The sequence below is a fragment of the Mycolicibacterium iranicum genome, from assembly GCF_002101705.1.
In the GTDB taxonomy this organism is placed as follows: domain Bacteria; phylum Actinomycetota; class Actinomycetes; order Mycobacteriales; family Mycobacteriaceae; genus Mycobacterium; species Mycobacterium iranicum.
The window spans coordinates 164,562-186,714 of the sequence record NZ_LQPC01000026.1 but is presented as its reverse complement, the minus strand read 5'-3'; the positions used below and the strand labels follow the sequence as shown (position 1 = coordinate 186,714).

Sequence of the window (22,153 nt, the reverse complement as noted above, 5' to 3'; positions counted from 1 at the left end):
CCGTCCAACACAAACGTCATGTGAAGGGGCGGCGCTCGTCGATCCTTCGCGACAGCGTGCCCGCGCCGCGCCACACTCGGGCGACCAGATCCTCGTCCTCGTCGGTCACGAAGTTCCCCATCACCCGGACGGCGATCTTCATCAACGCAGACGAGCGCATCGCCACGGGCCCCGTCAGTGGCAGGAATCGCGGATAGGTCAGCAGCAGCGCCAAGCGGCGGGCGACCGAGAAGCCCCGCGCGTAATGCGAGTGCAACACCGATGGCCAGGCGTCGGTATAGGCGCCGGAACCCAGCAGCGACACCGCCAGCCGGCCCGTCTCCAACCCGTAGTCGATACCTTCCCCGTTCAGCGGGTTCACACAGGCCGCGGCATCGCCGATCAGCATCCAGTTCGGGCCGGCCACCCCCGACGCGGCGCCACCCATCGGCAGTAGCGCCGACAACCCTGCCCGCGGATCGCCCGAGAAGTCCCACTCGGCGCGGCGCAGATCGGTGTAGTAGTTCATCAGCGGCCGTAGCCCCGCGTCCGCCGGGCGCTTCGCCGTGGCCAGCGCGCCGACGCCGATGTTCACTTCGCCGTTGCCCAACGGGAAAATCCAGCCGTAGCCCGGCAGCACCTCACCCGAGGGGGACCGCAGCTCGAGGTGCGACGTGATCCACGGTTCGTTGGCCCGCGGCGTCGCGATATACCCGCGAATCGCCACGCCGTAGACCGTCTCCTTGTGCCATTCGCGGCCCAGCGCCCGGCCCAGCGTCGACCGCGCCCCGTCGGCCACGATCAACGACGAACACGTCACGACCTCGCCGGAGTCGAGCACCACCCCGGACACGCGACCCCGCGAATCCTTCTCCACCGAAACAGCTTTGGCGCCCAGCATCATCTTCGCGCCGTCGTCGACGGCGACCAGCCGGATGCGCTCGTCGAGCTCGGTGCGGGGGACGGCGCTGCTGAACGACGGGAACGACGGACCCGGCCATGTCACCTCGACGTCCGCACCGAAGCCCGACATCCGCAATCCCCGATGCGCGATCCGGCCGTCCAGCCAGTCGCCCAGCCCGAGGCGCCGCAACTCGGACACCGCCCGCGGCGTCAGCCCGTCGCCGCACGCCTTGTCGCGGGGGAACTGAGCGGAATCGATGACCAACACGTCGTGGCCTGCCCGAGCCGCCCATGCTGCAGCCGAGGAGCCCGCAGGTCCCGCTCCGACGACCACGACCTCGGCGCTCGACGATCCCCGGATTGCTCCGCCCGCCGGTGAGTGCATGCTTCCCAGTATGTTGGCTGTGTGAGGACACCGGCGAATGTGGTGGCGGGAGTGGACTTCGGCGATGCCCAGTTCGCCCAGGACGTCCGCGACGGGGTTGCCCGTATCGAGGCGTTGATGTCCGAAGAGCTGGGCAAGGCCGACGTGCTGATGTCCGAGGCCGTCCAGCACCTCTTCCAGGCAGGCGGCAAGCGATTCCGGCCCCTGTTCACGGTGCTGTCGGCCCAACTGGGGCCCGAACCCGACGCCTGGCAGGTCACCGTCGCCGGCGCCGTCATCGAGCTGGTGCACCTGGCGACGCTCTATCACGACGACGTCATGGACGAGGCACAGGTCCGCCGCGGTGCCCCGAGCGCCAACGCCCGATGGGGCAACAACATCGCGATCCTGGCGGGCGACTACCTGTTCGCGACCGCATCCCGCCTGGTCAGCAGGCTCGGTCCCGACGCGGTGCGCATCATCGCCGACACGTTCGCGCTCCTGGTCACCGGCCAGATGCGCGAGACGCGCGGCAGCGCCGACCACGTCGATTCCGTCGACCACTACCTGAAGGTCGTCTACGAGAAGACCGCCTGTCTGATCGCGGCGTCGGGCCGGTTCGGGGCGACGTTCTCCGGTGCCGACGAGGCGCAGGTCGAGCGGTTGGCCCGGCTCGGCGGCATCGTGGGGACCGCGTTCCAGATCTCCGACGACATCATCGACATCGACAGCGACCCCGACGAGTCGGGGAAGGTGCCGGGAACGGACCTGCGCGAGGGCGTGCACACGCTGCCTGTGCTCTACGCGCTGCGCGAAACGGGCGCGGACGCCGACCGGCTCCGCGAGCTGCTCAAAGGCCCCGTCACCGACGACGCCGACCTGGCCGAGGCGCTGCAGCTGCTGCGCGCCTCCGACGGCATCAAGAAGGCCAAAGAAACCGTCGCCGCCTACGCCGCGGAAGCCGAAGCCGAACTCTCCCAACTGCCCGACCTTCCCGGTCGGCAGGCGCTCGCCAGCCTGGTCCAGTACACGATCAATCGCGACGGCTGACCGGTCCGGAACCGAGAGGGGTCGCCCGGTCGTTGCCTTTGCGATGACTCACGCAGGTTTCCGGAGGAGGAGCCCACAATGACTTGGCATCCGCACGCGAACAGGGCGAAGACCTTCCTGTTGCTGGTGGTGTTCTCAGGTCTCATCGTCGGGGTCGGCGCCATGTTCGGGCGCAACATCATGTTCCTGGCGGTGCTGTTCGCGCTCGGCATGAACGCCTACGTGTACTTCAACAGCGACAAGCTGGCTCTACGCGCCATGCACGCCCAGCCGGTGAACGAGATGCAGGCACCGGTGATGTACCGGATCGTGCGTGAACTGGCCACGACGGCGCGCCAGCCCATGCCTCGGCTCTACATCAGCGACACCGCCGCGCCCAACGCGTTCGCCACCGGACGCAACCCCCGCAACGCCGCTGTGTGCTGTACGACGGGCATCCTGCAGATCCTCAACGAGCGCGAGTTGCGCGCCGTCCTCGGCCACGAGCTGTCCCACGTCTACAACCGCGACATCCTCATCTCGTGTGTGGCCGGTGCCATGGCGACGGTGATCACCGCTCTGGCCAACCTCGCGTTCTTCGCCAGCATGTTCGGCGGAAACCGCGACGGCGGCACGAATCCCTTTGCAATACTTCTGGTTTCGCTTCTCGGCCCGATCGCTGCGACGGTCATCCGGCTGGCGGTGTCGCGGTCGCGCGAGTACCAGGCCGACCAGTCCGGCGCCGAGCTGACCGGTGATCCGCTGGCTCTGGCCAGTGCGCTGCGCAAGATCAGCGCCGGGGTGGAGCGTGCCCCGCTGCCGCCGGAGCCGCAGCTGGCCGATCAGGCGCACCTGATGATCGCCAACCCGTTCCGGGCAGGCGAGAAGATCGGCAAGCTCTTCTCCACCCATCCGCCGATCGCCGACCGCATCGCGCGCCTGGAAGCGATGGCCGGACGTGGGTATGGCGGCCCCGGTCAGGGGCCGGGCCTGTACTGAGCAAATCCGGTTGCCGGAATCGGCTAAACGGCCTGCTCAACGGGCATCCGGCCCTGCGGTGAGTGATTGCGCCGCCGTGGCGTTCACCGGTGGCGCGACCGCCTGCTTCTTCCTCGCCGGGACACCGGCGCAGGCGTCCGCCGACGCCGGTGCCGAATCCGATTCGAGCGACGCAGTGTGGCGGTGGCGTGGGCACGGCAGTACTCGCTCAGCCAGATCACGTGAGCTGACGTTGCCGTCAGACTTTCGGGCCGGGACCTGCACTGCTCCCCCCGCCGATTTAGGGTGTGGTCCGTGCTGAGCAGATTGATGAGCATGGCTGCCGCCTTCGGGGTGGCGATCCTCGGAGCGTCGGGTCTCGCATCGGCGCAGCCGGCGCCCAACGTGAACGCGATGGCGCTGGCGAACCCGAAGGACTACTCCGCCAACGACGGCAACTGGTACGTCTTCAGCGCCCTCGACGGTGTGACGTGCGTGCTGGATCGCGGGTCGGGCAGCTACGGCTGCAGCGGTCCGCTGCCCGCCGCACCCGGCGGTGCGAACATGGTGTCCGGAAATGCCGGCGGCGGGGTCGGCTTCGCCAACTCGGCTCAGCCGATGTACGGCTTCGTCGAGAACGCTCCGGCGCTGCCGCCCAACAGCAGGCTGAGCTTCAAGACCGTCAGCTGCGGCAACGACGGATTCGCGACGTCGTGCGTCAACACGTTCAACCAGTCCGGGTTCGTCATCAGCCCGGCCGGCTCGTACGCGTTCTGAAACACTGCCGGCCCCGGTGACGACACTTAGGCTGTGATGGTGTCGAGCCGATCTGTCGTTGCTGCCGTGTGCGTCGCCGCGGCTGGTGTGTTCGGCGCGTCCGGCGTGGCCGCGGCGCAGCCGGCGCCTCCGCCTCCACCGCCGCCACCCCCGAACGTCAACGCCTATGCGCCGGCCAACCCGCAGGATTTCGCGGTGTACGGCGGCTCGTCGTACGCCTTCACCACGGCCGGGCTGACGTGCATGGTGCAGCGGTCCGGCCCGTATGGATGCAGCGGCGTCCTTCCCGGCGCGCCCAACGGCGCCAACCTGGTCAGTGGCCGGTCCGGCGTCGTACCCGGATTCGGTTCGGTCGGCGGACCGATCGTGACCGAACCGGTCAACGCCCTGCCGCCGAACACGCGGATCAGCTTCGGCACGGTCAGCTGCGGCGGTGACGGCACGACCACGGCCTGCGTCGACTCGGTCAATCAGTCCGGTTTTGTGGTCAGCCCCGGCGCCACCTGGGTCGTCAACCAGGTCAACCCGCTCGTCGCGCGCCCCGAAGGCACCAACCCCTACTTCAACTGAGGCTCAGAAGCCTGAGCCGTGCACCTCGTGCCCGGGCTTTTCGACCATGAGCCCCCGGTAGGCCTGTTCGACCGACGAGCCGTGGTTCACGACACCATCCACTTCGCGCGCGATGGGCATCGAGATGCCGTACTTGTCGGCGAACTCCATGATGACGCTGGCGGCCTTGACGCCCTCGGCGACCTGGTTCATCGCGGCAATGATTTCCTCGACCGTCTTACCCTTGCCGAGTTGCTCGCCGACGTGCCGGTTGCGGCTGCGCTGCGAGGTGCACGTCACGATCAGATCGCCCATGCCCGCCAGGCCGGCGAACGTGTCCCGGTTGCCGCCCATCGCGACGCCGAGCTTTGACATCTCGGCCACGGCGCGGGCCATCACCATCGCGCGGGTGTTCTCGCCGATCCCGAGGGCGAAGCCCATGCCCACGGCGATGGCGTAGACGTTTTTCAGCGCCCCCGCCATCTCCACGCCGCATACGTCGTCGGTGGTGTAGGTGCGAAAACGCTTGGTGCGGAACAGTCCTGCGAGATTCGCGGCGAGGTGCTGGTCGGGCATCGCCAGCACCGCGGCGGCGGCATACCCGTCGGCCACCTCGCGGGCGATGTTCGGTCCGGCGAGTATGCCGGCCGGGTGGCCGGGCAGGATTTCGTCGACGATCTGGCTCATCCGGTAATTGGTGCCCTGCTCGAGGCCCTTCACCAGCGAGACGACCGGAACCCACGGCCGCAACTGCGTGGCCAATTCGGTCAGCACGCCGCGGAACCCGTGCGACGGCACACCCATGACGATCACGTCGGCGCACTCGGCGGCCTCGGTGAAGTCGGTGGTGGCGCGCAGCGTGTCGGCCAACTCGACCTCGTCCCCGAGGTACTTGGAGTTGCGGTGGTTGGTGTTGATGTCGTCGGCGGTCTCCTGCGAGCGGACCCACTGCAGTGTCGGACCGCGCCTGGCGCAGATGGACGCGACGGTGGTTCCCCACGAGCCGCCCCCGAGAACAACGACTTTGGGTTCACGTTGCGCAGGTGCCATGCCGATCACCCTAGGGCGGGTTTGCTCGGCTGCGCTGGCAGTTGCGTAACGCCACGGCGGAAAAAGCGCCCGAAATTCGCCGTAGCGTTACGGAACTAGCGGTAGTTGACGAACTGCAGCGCGATATCGAGGTCGGCGCCCTTGAGTAGAGCGATGACGGCCTGCAGATCGTCGCGCTTCTTGGAGCTGACGCGTATCTCGTCGCCCTGGATCTGGGCCTTGACGCCCTTGGGACCCTCGTCGCGGATGATCTTGGTGACCTTCTTGGCGTCCTCGCTGCTGATGCCCTGCTTGATGCTGCCGATGACCTTGTAGGTCTTGCCCGAGGGCTGCGGGTCGCCGGCGTCGAACGCCTTCATCGAGATGTCGCGACGGATCAGCTTTTCCTTGAAGACGTCGACGGCGGCCTTGGCTCGCTCTTCGGTGGACGAGACGATGATGATGCCCTCTTCGCCCTGCCACTCGATCGTGGTGTCGGTGCCGCGGAAGTCGAACCGCGTCGCCAATTCCTTGGCAGCTTGGTTGAGCGCGTTGTCGACCTCTTGGCGGTCGACCTTACTGACGACGTCGAACGATGAATCCGCCATTGGACCGTCCCTCCCTCGTGGTGTTGTGCTTGCGTCCATCTTGGTCGCAGGCCGCAGTGAGGGCCAAACCACCCTGGCGATTTGTGTCGGGGTGCGGTGCTCGTTATATCCTGCTGTGCGCGCTCAAGCGCGTGTAGCACCCAGGCAGGTTGCCCGAGTGGCCAATGGGAGCGGACTGTAAATCCGTCGGCTTACGCCTACACTGGTTCGAATCCAGTACCTGCCACGCTGATCAGGCCCCCTTTCGAGGGGGCCTGTTTGCGTTGGACGGCAACCGCAGCGCCGCCAAGCAGTACCGCGGCCCCGACTCCTGCCGATACGGCCAGCCCGGCGACCCATCCGACATGTTCGTGCGCGACCACGGGGACCCCCTCCCACTGAGCCTGAGGGTAGCCCTGGCGTCAGTCCGGCAACGCCGAACGCCTGAATTTCCGACGACCCCACGGTGATGACTGCCGGAGTCGGCCCCTTAACATGTGTCGACCTGCGATCGTCGTTGATGGAGGACCATGCCGAGCTGGATTGCCGACCTGGTACGCCTCGACGGCAGCGGCGAGAGTTTCCACAGCACAGCGTCATTCGGAGCTGGTAACCGGCTGTTCGGCGGCTTGATCGCCGCCCAGGCGCTGGCCGCGGCCGGTGCGACCGTCGATCCCGGCCGATTTCCGCAGTCACTGCACGCCTACTTCATCAAGGGCGGCCGGGTCGGCGTCGACGTTCAGTACGTCGTCGAAATCACCCGCGACGGCAAGTCGTTCAACACCCGCCGGATCACCGCCAGCCAGGACGGTGTGCCCATCTTCGAGATGCTGGCCTCCTTCCACCGCGCCGAAACCACGACCGACTGGCAGCGTCCAAGAGGACCAGGCGTCGACTTAAGGGCGACCACGCTGGCGAACCCTTTACCCGAGCAATGGGCCGATCACTTCGAGATCCGCACCACTGGCAGTGGCATGGACGAATGGCCGGTCCAACCGATGTGGTTCCGCAGCCGCGACCCCATCGAAGACGACCCGCTGCTGCAGGCGTGTGCGCTGACCTTCATCTCTGACGTGGGTTTGGTGTCTATTGCCCGGCCGCCCGGGGAGCAGTTGCCCCGCGGCGGCGCGGCCAGCCTCGACCACGCGCTGTGGCTGCACCGCCCTTTCGACCCTCAGCGATGGCACCTCTACGAGGCCGAGGCCATCAGCCACAGCGACGCCCGCGGACTGGCACGCGGATCGATCGTCGACGAGGACGGAACCCTGGTGGCCAGCGTCGCGCAGGAGTCGCTGTGGCGGCTGTGATCGACTGGCTCGCACCAACTCGAATCCAGTACCTGCCACGCTGATGAGGCCCCCTTTCGAGGGGCCTGATTCATTGGGCGGGCACCGGTGACAGCGGCTTGCCCTGCTCGGCTGCCCACACCATGTCGACGCAGAACTTCGCCCCGATCGGAAGCTCGTCGGGCGCCGAGTAGTGCTGCCAGTACACGCGCTCACCGAGCAGGCCGACGGTGTCGACCTGCACCCTCTTCTCGACGCCGGCGACCCGCACAGTCACAGACTCGTCTTCCACGTCCATCTCGAAACGGTAGGTGCCGTTGACCGCCAGCGGCGGGTCGAACGAGGCCTTGCCCACCGCCTCGGAGGAGTCGCCGTCGGGATGTTTGCGCAACTCCCATCCGGCCGGCGTGATGACGAGTTGGAGCTGGTTTCCGTTCAGGCTGTCGTCGGCCGCGATTCCCATGATGAGGGTCTCGTAGCCCCCGTTTCCGATTTTTGTCCAGCGGCCCTCCGCGCCGACGCGGCGAACGACGTCGCGCAGTGTCTGGACGGCGTAGGTGTTGCTGTCGTCGGAGGACACGTAGTGACCGTCTCGGATGAAGGCGCCTTTCTGCACCGGCAGCGCGGGTTTGCCGGGGTCGGCTCCGCGCAACTCCCAGTCCTGGTCGAGGCCCGCGGGGGTCTCGGCTCGTTCGAAGTCGTCGACGAAGGACGCTCCCGGTGCCATCGGAGGAGGCGGGGGAGCGGTGGGAGCCGGTGGCGTGTAACGGGATTCGTACGGGGGCGGTTCCGGAGTGCAGGCACTGACAATTGTCATCAGCAACGCCGCGGCGAGAAGCCGCCTCGTCCCGTCCATGCGAGCGAAGTGTAGCCACTTTGTTGTTTGCGGGGGCCGATTGTGCCAATACAGTGCGCGCCGTGGCCCAGACGCGCGCTCGGCATGGCGGGAATAGACGTCCAGGCTCGCAGGTAGATAGGAGTCAGGACCTATTCGACCGAGGGAGCAGTCATGGACAAAGCAGCGTTCGACGAGATGAACCGCACGGTGATCGACGAGTTCCGCGCCAACGGCGGCAAGGCCGGCGGCATCTTCGAAGGCAAGCCGCTTGTCCTTCTCCACCACATCGGGGCGAAGTCGGGCACCGAACGTATCGCGCCGCTGGTCTATCTTCCCGACAACGGACGCGTCTACATCTTCGCGAGCAAGGGCGGCGCCGACACCAACCCCGACTGGTACCACAACCTCGTCGCCAACCCGGAGGTCACCGTCGAGATCGGCACCGAGACCTACCCGGCGACGGCGCGTGTCCTCGAGGGCGCCGAACGCGACGAGGTCTACGCCAGGCAGGTCGATGCCGAACCGCAGTTCGGCGAGTACCAGGCCAAGACCGAGCGCGTCATCCCGGTCGTCGAATTGGTCAGGGCCTCAAGCTGACTCGACGTCAGACGTCGATGTCCTGCAGGTCGATGCGCACCAGCGCGCCGGGTTGGTAGAGCAGCTGGTACAGCGCTCCGTCGGGTCCCTCGGACAGCACCACGGTGGCGCCGGCATCCGGATCGAAGGTCTGCACATCGGTGCAAGCCGTGTACGCCGGGGTGCAGGTCAGCACGTTGATCCAGCCCTTGACCAGGTCGGCGATGAACACCTTGCCCTGGTGGACGGCGACCGATGTGATCGCCGCGCCGCCGTCGCGGGCGTAGGTGAAGATCGGGTCGGTCTTGCCCGCGCAGTTGCTCGTGCAGACGCCTTCCGAGCTCGGCCAGCCGTAGTTGCCGCCGGCGACGACCTTGTTGACTTCCTCGTAGGCGGCGTTGCCCACATCGGCGACCAGCAGCTCGCCGGTCGGAGTGAAGGTCAACCGGAACGGGTTGCGCAGACCGTAGGCGTAGATCGCGCTCCGCGCGCCGAGGATCAACGGGTTGTCGCCCGGGACGCTGCCATCGGTGTTGAGCCGCAGGATCTTTCCGTGGATGTTGTCGGTGAGGTCCTGGGCGTTGGATCCGGCGGCGTTGTCGCCGACACCCCAGTACAGCTTGCCGTCGGGGCCGAAATCGAGCGCCCCACCGTGGTGGTTGACCGCAGCCGTCTGGTTGGACTCCACCAGGATCTGGTCGAACGCTGCGGTGTTGCCCGTGACGACGAAGCGCGACAGCGTGTTTCGGGTCGTTGCCGCCGAGACGTAGGCGACGTAGATCCGGCCGTTGTTCTCGAACGCGGGATCGACGGCTAGACCGGCGATGCCGCGTTCGACCTCCGTGCGCACGGACAGCGTGATGAGGGGATCGGCCAGCAGCTCCCCGTCCTCGACGACGCGGATCGCGCCGGCCTTCTCGGCGACCAGGATCCGGCCGTCGGGCAGGAAGCGGAAGTCCACCGGTGAGCTCAGGCCTTCGACGACGGTGGCCCGCTCGTGGCCGATGAACACGGTCTTCGTGTCGCGGTGTCCGCTGCTGCCGAGAAGGCCGAACGTGAACAGGTTCAGCAGCCCGGCCGCGCCATGGATGTGGAAGCCGTCGCGGGCGTCGCTGATGGTCACCTGGAAGCTGTCCTGTCCGGCGTAGCTTTCACCGGGCGAGTAGACGAAGGTGCCGTCGGAGCCGATGACGACGGTGCCGTGCTCGGGCCGGGTCGCGGTGTAGGTCAGCCGGGTCGAGTCGGGATCTTCGGGGTTCAGGGTGCCGACGACGTTGCCGTCGATGACGGTGTTCTCGGCGGGGTTGGGGTTGATCGTCGGCGACTCGTTGTCGAACAGCTTCTCCAGCCAGCTGCGTTCGTCGGCTGCGGCCTCGTCTTCGGCGTCGACGGCGGCGAGCGCTCGGGTCGGCGCGTCCTCCTCGTCGTCGGCAACCGTCGCGTCGTCGTCGGCAACCGTCGCGTCGTCGTCGGCAACCGTCGCGTCGTCGTCGGTAACCTCGACGTCCTCGTCGCCGGCCTCGGGTTCCGTGTCGGTGTCGTCAGACTCGGCGTCCTCGGATTCGTCGCCGGAGCTTTGCGCAGCGGCCCGCTCCGACGGGGACTTTCCGGCGGAGGCCTTCGTCGTACCCCGTGTGTTCTCTGACGAGGAGCCGCTTTCCGACGAGCTCGACGATGTCGATTTCGAATCGGTGGTCTCCGCAGACGCGACCGCCGTGCCGGTCAGCAGTGCGGCGCCGATGCCCAGCGCAGCCGCCAACCCTCCGACTCGGCCGACGTAGCGGGCGTAGCCCGGTGATCCCCCCATGGTGCCTCCTTGGTCGATGCGCACAGCTAGCGAGACTGTATGCCGCGGAGTTTGCCGAGCAGAGTGTTTTCGCTGGGAGGGTCAGAAATGTGTCATGGCTGAAGGCTTCGCCTGAGCTGGGGATCCGGCAGCTTCGACGGTTTTTGGAGACCGTGCGCGTAGCTGTTTACCACCGTTTGCAGGGAAGGCGCCGCGTACGCACTGCGCCTGTCGCCACCGGGTGGTAGCCGCTGAGGCTGAATCTGTGCAGACGAAGTGCGAGAAGGGCCCTGCACGGTTTCAGTCTCGGCGATGAGCGTGGCGCCGGGGTAGCCGAGATGTGGTGTTTGTTACTTCCAGAGGCGGCGATCGCCCGGCGGCGGGCAAAGTCGAGTCAGCGCGGCGGGGCGCGCGGCCGCGGAAGGAGCTGTCATGACCGAATGTCGACGGTGTGGTGCAAAACGGCCATCGTGGCTGGGTGAGCCGCATCGGTGCGTCGGGGACGCGAACCTGTCGTGGCTGACGTTTCATGACATGACCGCGCACGCGGCGATGGCCTGGCGGCGGCGCCTGCTCGAGGAGCCGTCGTGAGCCGGCATGTGACCGACTGTGCGGCTGCGATCGCTCGCGGTAATGTCGAGGGCCAGCCGCTGGGAGATTGGTAGCGAATTCATGGACGTTGTGCTCGGTCTGTCGATGACCTCGTCATCGGTGCGCTGGGTCCTCGTCGACGCTGCCACGGGCGCGGAAAATCTGACTGTCGATCTCGGCTCCGTACCCCGTCTTGAGGATTTCGATGCCGGGGCGTTCCTCGCCGAGCTGCTGGACCGGGCCGCCCCGCGCCGAGTGGACGCCATCGGGCTCAGCTGGTCCACGGAAGCCGAGTACACCGCGAGCTCTGTGTGGCAGGCCCTGACCGACCTGGAGGTCGAGAACGTCATCGCGGTGTCCGATGTCGAGGCCGCCGAGGCGCTGGCCTGCGGCATCGCCGACATCGCAGGATGTGAGCGGCTGGTCGTCTGTGTGGCCGAGCCTTGCGAGTCCGTTGTCGTGGCGGTGACGCACGACGGGGTCACCGCCGATCGGGTCGACAACTCGGCGCTCACCGATGTCGAGGGTTACGCGCCCGATGCGGTCTTCGTTCTCGGGTCGGGTGATGTCGCCGGCGCGAAGTCTGAGCTGGAGCGGCGCCTCGAGGTGCCGGTGCTGTCCGCCGACGAAAGCGATCTGGCCCTGGCGAGGGGAGCAGCGCTGGCGGCGGCGTCGGCGGTGTCGATCCTCGATGCCCAGGAAGCCCCGGCCCGGCGCAGGCTCACGCCGACGGCGACGCTCGCCTCGGTGCTGGCCGCCGCGGTGGTGACGTTCGTGGTCTCGTTGTCGGTGGCGCTGGGCATGTCGCTGACGCCCGACAGTTCCGCTCCGCAGATGGCGCGGTCGGTCACCGAACCGGCGCCCGAGCCCGCGGTGACGCCGAAGCAGACGCCGGTCAAGGCCGCCCCGAAACCCGAAGCCGCGCCGACGCCGCCCCCGCAGGAGGCGCAGCCGGTCGCGGTCGAGATGCCGGCTCCCGAGGCTGCCCCGTTGCCGGAGGCCCCGCCGCCGGTTTACGAGGAGCCGCTCGCTCCCGCCCCGGCCCTACCGCCCGCGCCGGCGTACGTGCCGCCGTCCCCGTCCGAAAACTACCTGCCGCCCGCGCCGGCGGCGCCTGCCTACGTTCCGCCCGCGGCCCCGCCCGCGCAGGTGCCGGCCGTCGTCCCGCAGCAGCCGGTTCAGCAGCCGCGGCTGCGCGATCGCATCATCGAGCGCATCCCGATCATCAACCGGTTCCACGAACCGCAGTACGGCTACACGCCCTAACCGCCGAAACTGCATTCCATGCGGTCTTTTCCGCGTGGAGGCCGCATGGAATGCAGTTTCGGCGAAACGTCAGCCGCGGACGAGGTTGCGCAGCGGTTCGCCGCGCACGAGCCTGCCGATGTTGTCGGCGACGTCGCCGGCGCGGCCGGCGAACGTATCCCGGGTGACGCCTGAGGAGTGCGGCGTCATCAGGATGTTGGGGAGTTTCTCGAACGGCAAATGGCTTGGTGTGCAACCGATTCCGTCGACCGGGTAGCGATACCAGACGTCGATGGCCGCGCCCTTGATGACGCCGCCTTCCAACGCGTCGAAGAGCGCCCGCTCCTGCACCAGCGGACCGCGACCGACATTGATCAACACGCCGTCGGGCCCCAGTGCTTCCAGTTGCGATGCTCCGATCATGCCCTCGGTGTGGCTGTTCAGCGGCGCTGAGACCACGACCACATCGGATTCCCGCATCAACTGGTCGAGCCGGCTGGTGTCGCCCACCCATTGCAGCCCGGCTTCATCGGCCACTCTGCCGGAACCGGTCACCGCCGCCGCAGTACATCCGAACGGCTGCAACAACTTCCACGCGAACTGTCCGATGTGGCCGAAGCCGACAAATCCTACCTGGGCCTCGGCGAGCGTCGGAATCTGCGGCATCGACCGGTCGTAGACCGAGGTTCCCCACACGCCGTCGCGCAGCTGCTTGTCTTGGGTGAGGAACCCGCGGTGCAGCATCACCGCGGCGCCGACCACATACTCGGCGATCGAGCGTTCGTGGTGGAAAGTGTTGGCGACCAGGATATCCGGTGTCAGAGCGCCGATGTCGATGCGGTCGGTGCCGGCCGCCGCAGGGTGGACGAGCCGAAGTTTCTTCGCATGGCCCGCCATCTCGGCGGTGAACCGGCTTCCGACGAACACATCCGCGTCGCGCAGTTCGGAATCCGGCGCGCCACCGGTGAACCACTCGACGTCGCATCCTGAAGGCAGTAGGGCTTCGAACTGCTCCCGGTGCGGGGCCAGGTTGGGATCTACCACAACGATTTTCACGTCATCCTCGATGCAGCGCAGGACGCTTGCTGTCGAACGTCCAGCCCGGGATCAGGTACTGCATCGCGATGGAATCGTCACGGCTGCCGAGACCTTCACGCTTGTACAGTTCGTGGGCGGCGGCCACGGCGGTGTCGTCGAGTTGAACGCCGAGACCCGGCGCGTCGGGCACCGTGAGGTACCCGTCAACGATTGTGTACGGGTTCGTGGTGATCGCCTGGCCGTCCTGCCAGATCCAGTGCGTGTCGATTGCGGTGATGTCACCGGGCGCGGCGGCGGCGACATGGGTGAACATCGCGAGCGAGACGTCGAAGTGGTTGTTGGAGTGCGATCCCCACGTCAAGCCCCATACATCGCAGAGCTGCGCGACGCGTACCGAACCTGCCATGGTCCAGAAGTGCGGGTCGGCCAGTGGGATGTCCACCGCGTTGGTGCGGATGGCGTGGCCCATCTCGCGCCAGTCGGTGGCGATCATATTGGTGGCTGTCGGTAAGCCGGTGGCCCGCTTGAATTCGGCCATCACCTCGCGGCCGGAGAAACCGCCCTCGGGTCCGACCGGGTCCTCGGCGTAGGCCAGCACGTCTCTGAGTTCGCGGCAGGTGGTGATGGCATCATCGAGGAGCCAGCCGCCGTTGGGGTCCAGCGTGATTCGAGCATCAGGAAAGCGATCGGCAAGCGCGATGACGGCCTTGGCTTCCTCGGGTGCGGGCAGCACTCCGCCCTTGAGCTTGAAGTCGACGAACCCGTACCGGGACCGCGCTGCCTCGGCCAGCCGGACCACCGCGTCGGGGGTGAGGGCTTCCTCGTGGCGGACCTTGAACCACTCGTCTGTGTCCGCGGCTTCGTCGGTGGGGGAGCGGTAGGCGAGGTCGGTCTTGGTGCGGTCACCGACGAAGAACAGGTAGCCCAGTGCCTGCACCTTGTTTCGCTGCTGCCCGTCGCCGAGCAAAGCCGCTACCGGGACATCGAGGTGCTGGCCCAGCAGGTCCAGCAGCGCGGACTCGATGGCGGTGACGGCGTGTATGGCCACTCGCAGGTCGAAGGTCTGGGCGCCGCGTCCACCGGCGTCGCGGTCGGCGAAGGTACGCCGGACGTCGTTGAGGACGGCGTGATAGTCACCGATACCGCGGCCGGTGATGAGGCTGCGGGCATCCTCGAGCGTCTTGCGGATGGGCTCGCCGCCGGGTACCTCGCCGACGCCGGTGTTGCCCGCCGAGTCCTGCAGGATCACCAGGTTTCGGGTGAAGAACGGACCGTGGGCTCCAGACAGGTTCAGCAGCATGCTGTCGTGACCGGCGACGGGGACGACGGTGACGTCGGTGACAGTCGGTGTCTTCGAGGGCGTCTTCATGGTGGTCTCTCCGATTGTCATGAGGCGAACCACTTGTCGCCGTTGGCCAGGGGGCGCACCACTCGGGATACTTTGTCGCCCATGGTGCGCAGCGCATCGATGATGTCGCGTTCACGTTGCGGGGTCAGCCGGTCGACGGGCACCGAGGCGCTGATCGCGTCCTGTGCAGGCTTGCAGTAGCGCAGCGGTACCGCGAAGCATCGCAGGCCCTCGGTGTTCTCTTCGTTGTCGCATGCGTACCCGCGCACGCGCACCTCGTCGAGTTCGTGGTCGAGCTGCACGCGGTCGGTGATGGTGTGCTGTGTCAGGCTTTTCAACGCCGACGGGACGTGCTCGTCGCGCTGGGCGCCGAACCGTTCAGCGAGCAGCGCTTTGCCCAGTGCCGTCGTATACGCGGGCAGCCGGCGGCCGACACGGCTCGCCACTCGGGTGTACTGCTGGGATTCCCGGGTGGCCAGATACACGATATCGATGCCGTCGAGACGTCCGAGGTGGAATGTCTCGTCGAGGTCGGCGCGCAATTCTTCGAGAAACGGTGTGATCAGCGGCAGGTACGGGTCGCTGTCGAGATAGCTGGTGCCGACCAGCAGCGCGCGAATACCGATGCCGTACAGGGTTCCGGACGGGTCGCTGCGCACCCAGCCCTGTGCCACCAGAGTGCGCAGCAGCGCATGGGCGCTGCTGCGCGGCATGTCGAGCGCGTCGCTGATCTCCCTCAGCCGCGCTGGATCGTCGTGCCGCGCCGAAAGGTACTCCAGGAGCTCCACGGTGCGGACCGCCGATTTGACCTTGCGCACGGAGATGTCGGGCTCGGTCATCGCCCGCACCTCAGAACGTCAGCAGCTCGCGCGCGATCAACAGGATCGCTCCCGCGGCCGAGACCGCGATCGCCAACCAGCGCAGTCGTTTCGGGTTCAGGTGTCTGTTCAGCACGTTGGACAGGAGATAACCCACGACAGCCCCGGGTGCCAGCACGGCGAAACCCCACCAGGTTCGTTGGTCGATGGCACCGGTGAAACCCAGCATCACCAACGACAACAGCGAGCCGATGAGGAAGAAGCCGCTCATCGTGCCCCGCAGCTGTGCGCCGGTGCTGCGTTGCCACACCAGCGCCATCGGCGGCCCGCCGATCGCTGTCGCCGTGCCGAGCACTCCCGATGCAGCCCCGGCCAGTACCACGTTGCGTCGCCTCGCTGCCGGGATCCACCCGACGCTGGTCAGTATCACCCCGCCGAGAACGACTGCGGCCAGCATGATGGCCACACCGCGTTCCGGAAGCGAAGCCAGCAGAAGCGCTCCGGCAATCGTGCCCGGCACGCGGCCCAGCAGCGCCCACCCCGTGCCGCGCAGGTCGATGGCCTCGCGTTCGCGCACCACGACGATCAAGGTCACCAGCGTTGCGATCATGATCAGGGTGCCCGGGATCAACGCCGGTTCGATCAGCGCCACGATCGGCGCCGCGAACATCCCTATCCCGAACCCGATCGAGGACTGCAGCGCCGAAGCGAGCAAGACCGCCACCGCGAGAATGCAATAGGACGCTGGACTCATGCGCGATCCGCTCCGCTACTCGCTCGTACTCATACCGGTACGGTTTCACGTCCACTCCCCTCCGTCAGCATCGGGTGATGGCACAGCGCCGTATGGTCGGCGGATTCAGGGTCCAGGGCTGGTGCAGGCGTCGTCGTCGCGCAGACCTCGGTCGCCTTCCAGCAGCGGGTGCGGAAGCGGCAGCCCGACGGCGGGTTGATCGGCGAGGGCACCTCGCCCTCGAGCAGGATGCGTTGCTTGCGCGCCGTGCTGTCCAGCGTGGGCGCGGCGGACATCAGCGCGGAAGTATAAGGGTGGTTGGACCGCGCGAAAACGTCCTCTGTGGGGCCATTTTCGATGATGCGGCCGAGGTACATCACCGCGACGCGGTCGGCGACGTGGCGGACCACCGACAGGTCGTGGGAGATGAAGATGTAGGAGATGTTCAGCTGCTCCTGCAGATCGTTGAGCAGGTTGAGCACCTGAGCCTGCACCGACAGGTCGAGCGCGGACACCGGCTCGTCGCAGATGATCACGTCGGGATTCAGGGCCAGAGCCCGGGCGATGCCGATGCGCTGGCGCTGTCCGCCGGAGAACTCCTGCGGGTACCTGCCTGCCGCCTTGGCGCCGAGGCCGACGAGGTCGAGCAGACCGCGCACCCGCATGTCACGGTCCTGCCTGTTGCCGACGATGCCTTTGTGGCTGCGCCACGGCTCGGCGATGATTTCGGCTGCCGACATCCGCGAGTTCAGGGACGCGTAGGGATCCTGGAACACCATCTGCACGCGGCGGCGGAACTTCAGCAGGTCGGCGCCCTTGAGGCTGAACGGGTCGACGCCGTCGAAGCTGACGGTTCCTTCGTCGGGACGCTCCAGCATCATCAACGTGCGTGCCAGCGTGGACTTGCCGCAGCCGGATTCGCCGACCAGGCCCAGCGTTTCGCCGCGCTTGAGGTCGAGGGTGATGCCGTCGAGCGCGCAGAGCTTGTTCTTTCCCGCATGCGGCACTCGAAAGCTCTTGCGGATGTTGCGGACTTCAAGCAGGTTTTCAGACATCGTGTCAGACATTGGAGACCTCTTCCGGGAAGTGGCAGGCGGCCTTGCGGCCGGCGGTGCCGGCAATGTGGCTTGAGCCCCCACCGACGTCGGCCAGGGCGGGCCGGGTGGTGCGGCAGATGTCGGCGGCCAGCGGGCAGCGCGCCTGGTACACACAGCCCTCGGGAATCGAGTGCAGGTCCGGCGGAGAGCCGCCGATCGACTTCAGTGCGTCGCCGCGCTGGGCGTTGACGGGCACGGAGTTCAGCAACCCCTTGGTGTAGGGGTGTTTGGGGTCGGCGAAAACCTCAGCGACGGTGCCGGTTTCGACAATATTGCCGGCGTACATGATCGCCACGCGGTCGGCTTCCTCGGCAACCAGCGCCAGGTCGTGCGTGATGAGGACGACGGCCATGTGATACTCGGCGCGCAGGTCGCGCAGCAGCGCCATGATCTGCGCCTGCACCGTGACATCGAGCGCGGTGGTCGGCTCGTCGGCGATCAGCACGCTCGGGTTCAAAGCGACGGCCATCGCAATGAGCAGGCGCTGCCGCATGCCGCCGGAGAACTGGTGCGGGTAGGAGTTCAGGCGCGTCTCGGGCTGGGGGATACCGACGCGGGCCATCAGGTCGACGGCCTTGCGCTTGGCGTCCTTGGCGCTGAGGCCCTGGTGGATCCGGAACGGTTCGGCCAGTTGAGTTCCGACGGTGTAGAGGGGATTCAGTGCGGTGAGCGCGTCCTGGAACACGATTGCCAGCTCGGTGCCCGCGATCTCGCGCCGCTTCTTGCGGTCGGCGGTGAGCAGGTCGACCGAGTCTTTCTGGCCGGTGAGCCGGGCCGTGCCGCCGACGATGTCGGCCACCGGTTCCAGCAATCCAACCAGCGCAGTGGCCGTCATCGATTTGCCGCAGCCGGATTCGCCGAGCAGCGCCAGGGTTTCGCCGCGGCGGGCCTGGAACGAGACGTTGTTGACGGCGCGCAGCGTTCCGGTGATGGTGCGGACCTCGACGGTCAGCCCGTCGACATCGAGCACCGGTGTGGAGTCCACCGCGTCCTGGGGAACGTCATGATCGGCAAGTGCAGTCATGCTGAAACCTTTCACGAGAGGCGCTTTCCGGATTTGGCGAACTTGGCCAGCCGCTTCTGCGGGACGGTGAGGCGCCACCGCTGGGCGGGATCGGTGGCGATGCGGGCCCACGCGGCGAGGATGGTGGCCGACACCGTGGTGATGACGATGGCAAGGCCGGGGAAGAACGACAGCCACCACGCCGTGTGGAGATAGGTCCGGCCTTGAGCGACCATCAGGCCCCAGCTGACGTCGGGCGGCTGAATGCCGATGCCCAGGAAGCTCAGTGAGCTCTCGGCGAGCATGACGTAGCAGAAGTCCAGCGTCGCCACGGTCAGCAGCGTGGGCAGCACGATCGGCAGCACGTGACGGAAGATGATCGAGTTGGCGCCGGCGCCGAAGGTGCGCGCCGCGTCGACGAACACCCGGCTCTGCAACTCGGCGGACTCCGCGCGGGCGGTGCGCAGGTACACCGGAATACGCGTGATCGCCAGTACCAGAACGATGTTCGCGGCGCTGGGGGAGAAGACGTAGAGGACGACGACCGCGAGCAGCAGCGACGGGAAGCTCATAATCACGTCCGCGATGCGCATTGCGAGCGTCTCGCGCCAGCCGCGGTAGTAGCCGGCCCACATACCGATGGCCGACCCGACGATCGCGGAGATGACCACCGCCGGGATCGCGACCGACAGTGTGGTCTGGCAGGCGACGATCAGGCGGGCCAGCATGCTCCGACCCAGCGGGTCGGTGCCCAGGACGTTCACCCACCCGTGCGTCAGCGTGAACGGCGCCTGGTTGGAGTTGTCGAGGTCGATCCTGGTGGCGAGGTCGCCGACGATCATCGGGCCGAAGATCGCCGTCAGGAACACGAATCCGAGGACGCAGGCGGCCGCGGCGGCGACGCGATCGTTGACCAGCAGCCGGAACCACTTCGAGCCGCCGGACTTGCGGGATGCGGTGTCGTCTTCACCGACGATGGCGGTCGTCGGCTTAACCGGGACCAGGTCGATTGAGGTACTCATGTTCTGTCTCCCTAGACCTTTGCGGGTTCCCGGACACGCGCGTCTAGCAGCGCGTAGCAGGCGTCGATGATGAGGTTGAGCAGGAAGATGCTGACCGCGGTGAGTAGGACCGCCGCCTGCAGCACCGCGAAGTCGCGCTGCAGAATGGCGTCGATCATCAGCTTGCCGATGCCGGGCCAGCCGAAGATGGCCTCGACCACGACCGCGCCGTTGATCAAGCCGACCGCAAGGTCGCCGGCCACGGTCAGTGCGGGGGCGGCCGCGTTGCGCAGCGCGTGATGGCTCACGACGCGAAAGTCGCTGGCGCCCTTGCTGCGGGCCAGCCGAACGTACGGTGCTGAGAGCGCCGAGACCATGGCGCCGCGGACCACTTGGGTCAGCACACCGAGCGGCCGGATCATCAGCGTGGCTATCGGCAAGATCCACGAGAGCATGCCGGCGTCGGTGCCGGAAGTCGGCAGCCAGCCGAGCAGCACGGCGAACAGCCATACGCCCGTGATGGCGAACCAGAAATCAGGGATGCTTGCCGCGGTCATCGACAGCAGCGATGAGAAGCGGTCAGCCAGAGAGTTGGGCCGGTAGGCGGCCCAGCAGCCGATGACGACGGCACCGACGATGGCCAGCAGCATCGTGGTGATCGCCAGCTGCAGTGTGGCAGGGAAAGCGCGTAACGCCATGTCGGCGGCCGACTCTCCGGTGCGCAGCGAGGTGCCGAAGTCGAGATGGGCGACACCCTTGAAGTAGTCGATCAGTTGGGTGATCAGCGGGTCGTTGAATCCGTTCGCGGCAGCGAATGATTCGCGCTGCTCCGGTGTCGCCGACTCGGGCAGGTAGAGGTTGATCGGGTCACCGGTGAGCCTGGCGAGCAGGAACACGCCGAGCAGCACGATGATCAATGGCAGTGCGCTGGAATACATCCGGCGCCGGACGAAAGAGAACATGGGCTGGCCCTTCTATAACGTCGGCAGTCAGGACTGGTCGGTGCGGTCGGCGGACGCCGGTGTCATGGTGGCCAGCAGCATCTCGTCGCCGGTGGCCGGATTCGGGGTGTAGTCGACGCGGGCCGACTTGCCGAGGATGCCGCGCATGTGGGCGATGTAGGCGAACTGCATGATCTTCTGCGGCTCGTCGGCGAAGATCTGTGCGTATGCCTGCTGGCGCGCCTCCCCGGTGAGCTCGCCCGCTGCATCGATTTGAGCATCGAAAGCTGGTGTTCCGAACGAACTTTGCGCGCCTTCGCTCTTCATGTACTGGTCGACGGAGAATGCGGCATCGCCGGCTTGGTTACCGTGCTGGATCAAAGCGATGAACGGTCCGGCATTGGCCGGAAACGGGCGCAGCTGATACTCGAGCTGCGCTGCGGTGTCCATCATCTCGATCTTGACGTTCAGCCCGGCATTGGCCAGCTCGCTCTGGATCACCTCGACCGTCTCCGTGACGCCAGGGAACTGACTGTTGCGGCCGATAAGCCGGATCTCCCGATCGACGGGAACACCGTCGGCACGCGCCTCGTCGACGAGCTGACGGGCCTTGTCGGGGTCGTGGGGCCACAGCGGTAGCTCCGAGTTGTAGCCGACGACGCCTTCGGGGATCAGTTGCGCTGCAGGCTCTCCGAGTCCTCGGAACAACGCCTTGACGATGCCGGTGCGATTGACCGAGTAGTTGATGGCCTGGCGCACGCGCATATCGTTCAGCGGCGCCTCGGTACCGGTGATCCGCAGCGCGGTGGTCTCGTTGTTCTGGAACGGCACGCCCAGATCACCCGCACCGTCCTCTGGTCCGAGTCCGGTCGCGATGTCGACCTCGTCGTTGGTGAGCATTGCCGCCCGCACGCTTCCCTCGCTGCGCCACTGGTACTCGGCCTTCGCGAAGGCCGGAGCCGGCCCCCAGTAGGTGGGGTTGCGCGCCAGTGTGAGCTTCTGGCCGTAGTCCCAGCGCTCGATCGCATAGGGGCCGGTGCCGATGGGTTCGCGGACCTTCTCCGTCATGCTGGTGGTCACGGGCACCATCTCCACGAACGAAATCCGCAGGGGCAGAATCGGATCAGGCTTCGTGGTGCCGACGACGACGGTGCGCTGATCGGGTGTTTGCAGGCTCAGCACCTCGTCGCCGAAGACGTAACCGTCGACGTTGCACTGCAGATCGGAGTTCACGGCCCGATCAATGGAGAAGGCGGCGTCAGCTGACGTGAACGGCGCACCGTCGGAGAAGGTCACGCCGTCGCGCAGCGTGAAGGTCCATTCCGTCGGCGAGGTCTGCTCCCACCCGGTGGCCAGCAGCGGCAGCAGCTCGCCAGTGTTGGAATCGCGCTCGGCCAGTGGCTCTGTGATGTTGGAGCGCGTCACGATGCCGGTGGAGGTGAGCGAGCCCTCGCAGGGTTCCAGCGTGGGGGGCTCCTGAGGAAGCACGATGCGCAGTGTGTTGGGGTCGTAGCCGCCGCTGCCGGTGTTGGCGACGGTGCAGCCGCTGGCCGCGACGGTGACCGCTGCGAAGGCCAGAGCGCTCAGGCGCCTGGTGCTGGAGTTCATCGGTCCTCCCGGGCTATGGGTAGTGACGTCCACGTATGTAGATGCGGGC

Annotated in this window: 21 protein-coding genes and 1 tRNA gene; 8 read left to right on the top strand and 14 right to left on the bottom strand. The window is 67.0% G+C overall.

The genetic code is table 11. The annotated features are described in order from the left end of the window. Window positions 1–16: 16 nt before the first annotated feature. Window positions 17–1,267, bottom strand: coding sequence for a menaquinone reductase MenJ (gene menJ / locus AWC12_RS08305; RefSeq protein WP_024447623.1), 1,251 nt, complete (start codon window positions 1,265–1,267; stop codon window positions 17–19). Window positions 1,268–1,288: 21 nt separating this feature from the next. On the opposite strand from menJ, the gene grcC1 reads away from it, so the two are divergent. From grcC1 to AWC12_RS08285, 4 genes are all read left to right on the top strand, one after another. Next, window positions 1,289–2,296, top strand: a complete 1,008-nt coding sequence (grcC1, locus tag AWC12_RS08300) for a nonaprenyl/(2E,6E)-farnesyl/geranylgeranyl diphosphat synthase (protein ID WP_207576395.1) — start codon at window positions 1,289–1,291, stop codon at window positions 2,294–2,296. A 78-nt stretch (window positions 2,297–2,374) separates the two neighbouring features. Next, window positions 2,375–3,274, top strand: a complete 900-nt coding sequence (gene htpX, locus AWC12_RS08295) for a zinc metalloprotease HtpX (RefSeq protein ID WP_024447625.1) — start codon at window positions 2,375–2,377, stop codon at window positions 3,272–3,274. Window positions 3,275–3,568: 294 nt separating this feature from the next. Then, entirely contained in the window at window positions 3,569–4,030 is a 462-nt protein-coding gene (locus AWC12_RS08290) for a hypothetical protein (RefSeq protein ID WP_085173833.1), read from the top strand. A 36-nt stretch (window positions 4,031–4,066) separates the two neighbouring features. After that, complete coding sequence (locus tag AWC12_RS08285) at window positions 4,067–4,600, top strand: hypothetical protein (protein ID WP_024447627.1); 534 nt, start codon at window positions 4,067–4,069, stop codon at window positions 4,598–4,600. A gap of 3 nt (window positions 4,601–4,603) precedes the next feature. Here the strand turns inward: AWC12_RS08285 and AWC12_RS08280 are convergent, their stop codons facing one another. Continuing rightward, on the bottom strand, window positions 4,604–5,629 hold the full coding sequence (locus AWC12_RS08280; protein WP_024447628.1) for an NAD(P)H-dependent glycerol-3-phosphate dehydrogenase: 1,026 nt from the start codon (window positions 5,627–5,629) through the stop codon (window positions 4,604–4,606). Between the two features lie 95 nt (window positions 5,630–5,724). Then, entirely contained in the window at window positions 5,725–6,216 is a 492-nt protein-coding gene (locus AWC12_RS08275) for a YajQ family cyclic di-GMP-binding protein (RefSeq protein ID WP_024447629.1), read from the bottom strand. A 143-nt stretch (window positions 6,217–6,359) separates the two neighbouring features. On the opposite strand from AWC12_RS08275, the gene AWC12_RS08270 reads away from it, so the two are divergent. Continuing rightward, window positions 6,360–6,442, top strand: a tRNA-Tyr gene (locus AWC12_RS08270). Window positions 6,443–6,725: 283 nt separating this feature from the next. Beyond that, window positions 6,726–7,502, top strand: a complete 777-nt coding sequence (locus AWC12_RS08265) for an acyl-CoA thioesterase (RefSeq protein WP_085173539.1) — start codon at window positions 6,726–6,728, stop codon at window positions 7,500–7,502. 70 nt (window positions 7,503–7,572) lie between these two features. Here AWC12_RS08265 and AWC12_RS08260 read toward each other — a convergent pair whose 3' ends face one another. Beyond that, on the bottom strand, window positions 7,573–8,337 hold the full coding sequence (locus tag AWC12_RS08260; RefSeq protein ID WP_133057320.1) for a hypothetical protein: 765 nt from the start codon (window positions 8,335–8,337) through the stop codon (window positions 7,573–7,575). A gap of 153 nt (window positions 8,338–8,490) precedes the next feature. Here AWC12_RS08260 and AWC12_RS08255 point away from each other — a divergent pair, with 153 nt between their 5' ends. Beyond that, the gene (locus AWC12_RS08255; RefSeq protein WP_085173537.1) at window positions 8,491–8,916 is read left to right on the top strand and encodes a nitroreductase family deazaflavin-dependent oxidoreductase; all 426 of its coding nucleotides are present in this window, start codon (window positions 8,491–8,493) and stop codon (window positions 8,914–8,916) included. 7 nt (window positions 8,917–8,923) lie between these two features. Here AWC12_RS08255 and AWC12_RS08250 read toward each other — a convergent pair whose 3' ends face one another. Continuing rightward, complete coding sequence (locus AWC12_RS08250) at window positions 8,924–10,702, bottom strand: PQQ-dependent sugar dehydrogenase (RefSeq protein WP_085173535.1); 1,779 nt, start codon at window positions 10,700–10,702, stop codon at window positions 8,924–8,926. A 651-nt stretch (window positions 10,703–11,353) separates the two neighbouring features. Between AWC12_RS08250 and AWC12_RS08245 the strand changes: the two genes are divergently transcribed. Next, window positions 11,354–12,538: a DUF7159 family protein gene (locus AWC12_RS08245; protein ID WP_085173533.1), complete on the top strand. Its 1,185-nt coding sequence runs from the start codon at window positions 11,354–11,356 to the stop codon at window positions 12,536–12,538. A 69-nt stretch (window positions 12,539–12,607) separates the two neighbouring features. Here the strand turns inward: AWC12_RS08245 and AWC12_RS08240 are convergent, their stop codons facing one another. Genes AWC12_RS08240 through AWC12_RS08200 form a run of 9 tightly spaced genes read right to left on the bottom strand, consistent with a single transcriptional unit; the run spans window position 12,608 to window position 22,104 of the window. Next, window positions 12,608–13,573, bottom strand: coding sequence for a 2-hydroxyacid dehydrogenase (locus AWC12_RS08240; protein WP_085173531.1), 966 nt, complete (start codon window positions 13,571–13,573; stop codon window positions 12,608–12,610). A gap of 1 nt (window position 13,574) precedes the next feature. After that, window positions 13,575–14,924, bottom strand: coding sequence for a glucarate dehydratase (gene gudD, locus AWC12_RS08235; RefSeq protein WP_085173831.1), 1,350 nt, complete (start codon window positions 14,922–14,924; stop codon window positions 13,575–13,577). A gap of 17 nt (window positions 14,925–14,941) precedes the next feature. Further along, window positions 14,942–15,742, bottom strand: coding sequence for an IclR family transcriptional regulator (locus AWC12_RS08230; protein WP_085173829.1), 801 nt, complete (start codon window positions 15,740–15,742; stop codon window positions 14,942–14,944). 10 nt (window positions 15,743–15,752) lie between these two features. Further along, the gene (locus tag AWC12_RS08225; protein WP_085173529.1) at window positions 15,753–16,475 is read right to left on the bottom strand and encodes a sulfite exporter TauE/SafE family protein; all 723 of its coding nucleotides are present in this window, start codon (window positions 16,473–16,475) and stop codon (window positions 15,753–15,755) included. 29 nt (window positions 16,476–16,504) lie between these two features. Then, window positions 16,505–17,509 carry an ABC transporter ATP-binding protein gene (locus AWC12_RS08220; protein WP_085173527.1) on the bottom strand — a complete coding sequence of 335 codons (1,005 nt, stop codon included), beginning with the start codon at window positions 17,507–17,509 and terminating at the stop codon, window positions 16,505–16,507. Between the two features lie 4 nt (window positions 17,510–17,513). Continuing rightward, window positions 17,514–18,575, bottom strand: coding sequence for an ABC transporter ATP-binding protein (locus AWC12_RS08215; protein WP_085173827.1), 1,062 nt, complete (start codon window positions 18,573–18,575; stop codon window positions 17,514–17,516). A gap of 11 nt (window positions 18,576–18,586) precedes the next feature. Then, window positions 18,587–19,576, bottom strand: coding sequence for an ABC transporter permease (locus AWC12_RS08210; protein ID WP_085173525.1), 990 nt, complete (start codon window positions 19,574–19,576; stop codon window positions 18,587–18,589). A gap of 11 nt (window positions 19,577–19,587) precedes the next feature. Next, a complete protein-coding gene (locus tag AWC12_RS08205; RefSeq protein WP_085173523.1) occupies window positions 19,588–20,517 on the bottom strand; it encodes an ABC transporter permease in 930 nt (309 codons plus the stop codon). Between the two features lie 27 nt (window positions 20,518–20,544). Next, window positions 20,545–22,104 (bottom strand): ABC transporter substrate-binding protein, encoded by a 1,560-nt coding sequence (locus AWC12_RS08200; protein ID WP_085173521.1) that lies wholly within the window; start codon window positions 22,102–22,104, stop codon window positions 20,545–20,547. Window positions 22,105–22,153 lie beyond the last annotated feature (49 nt).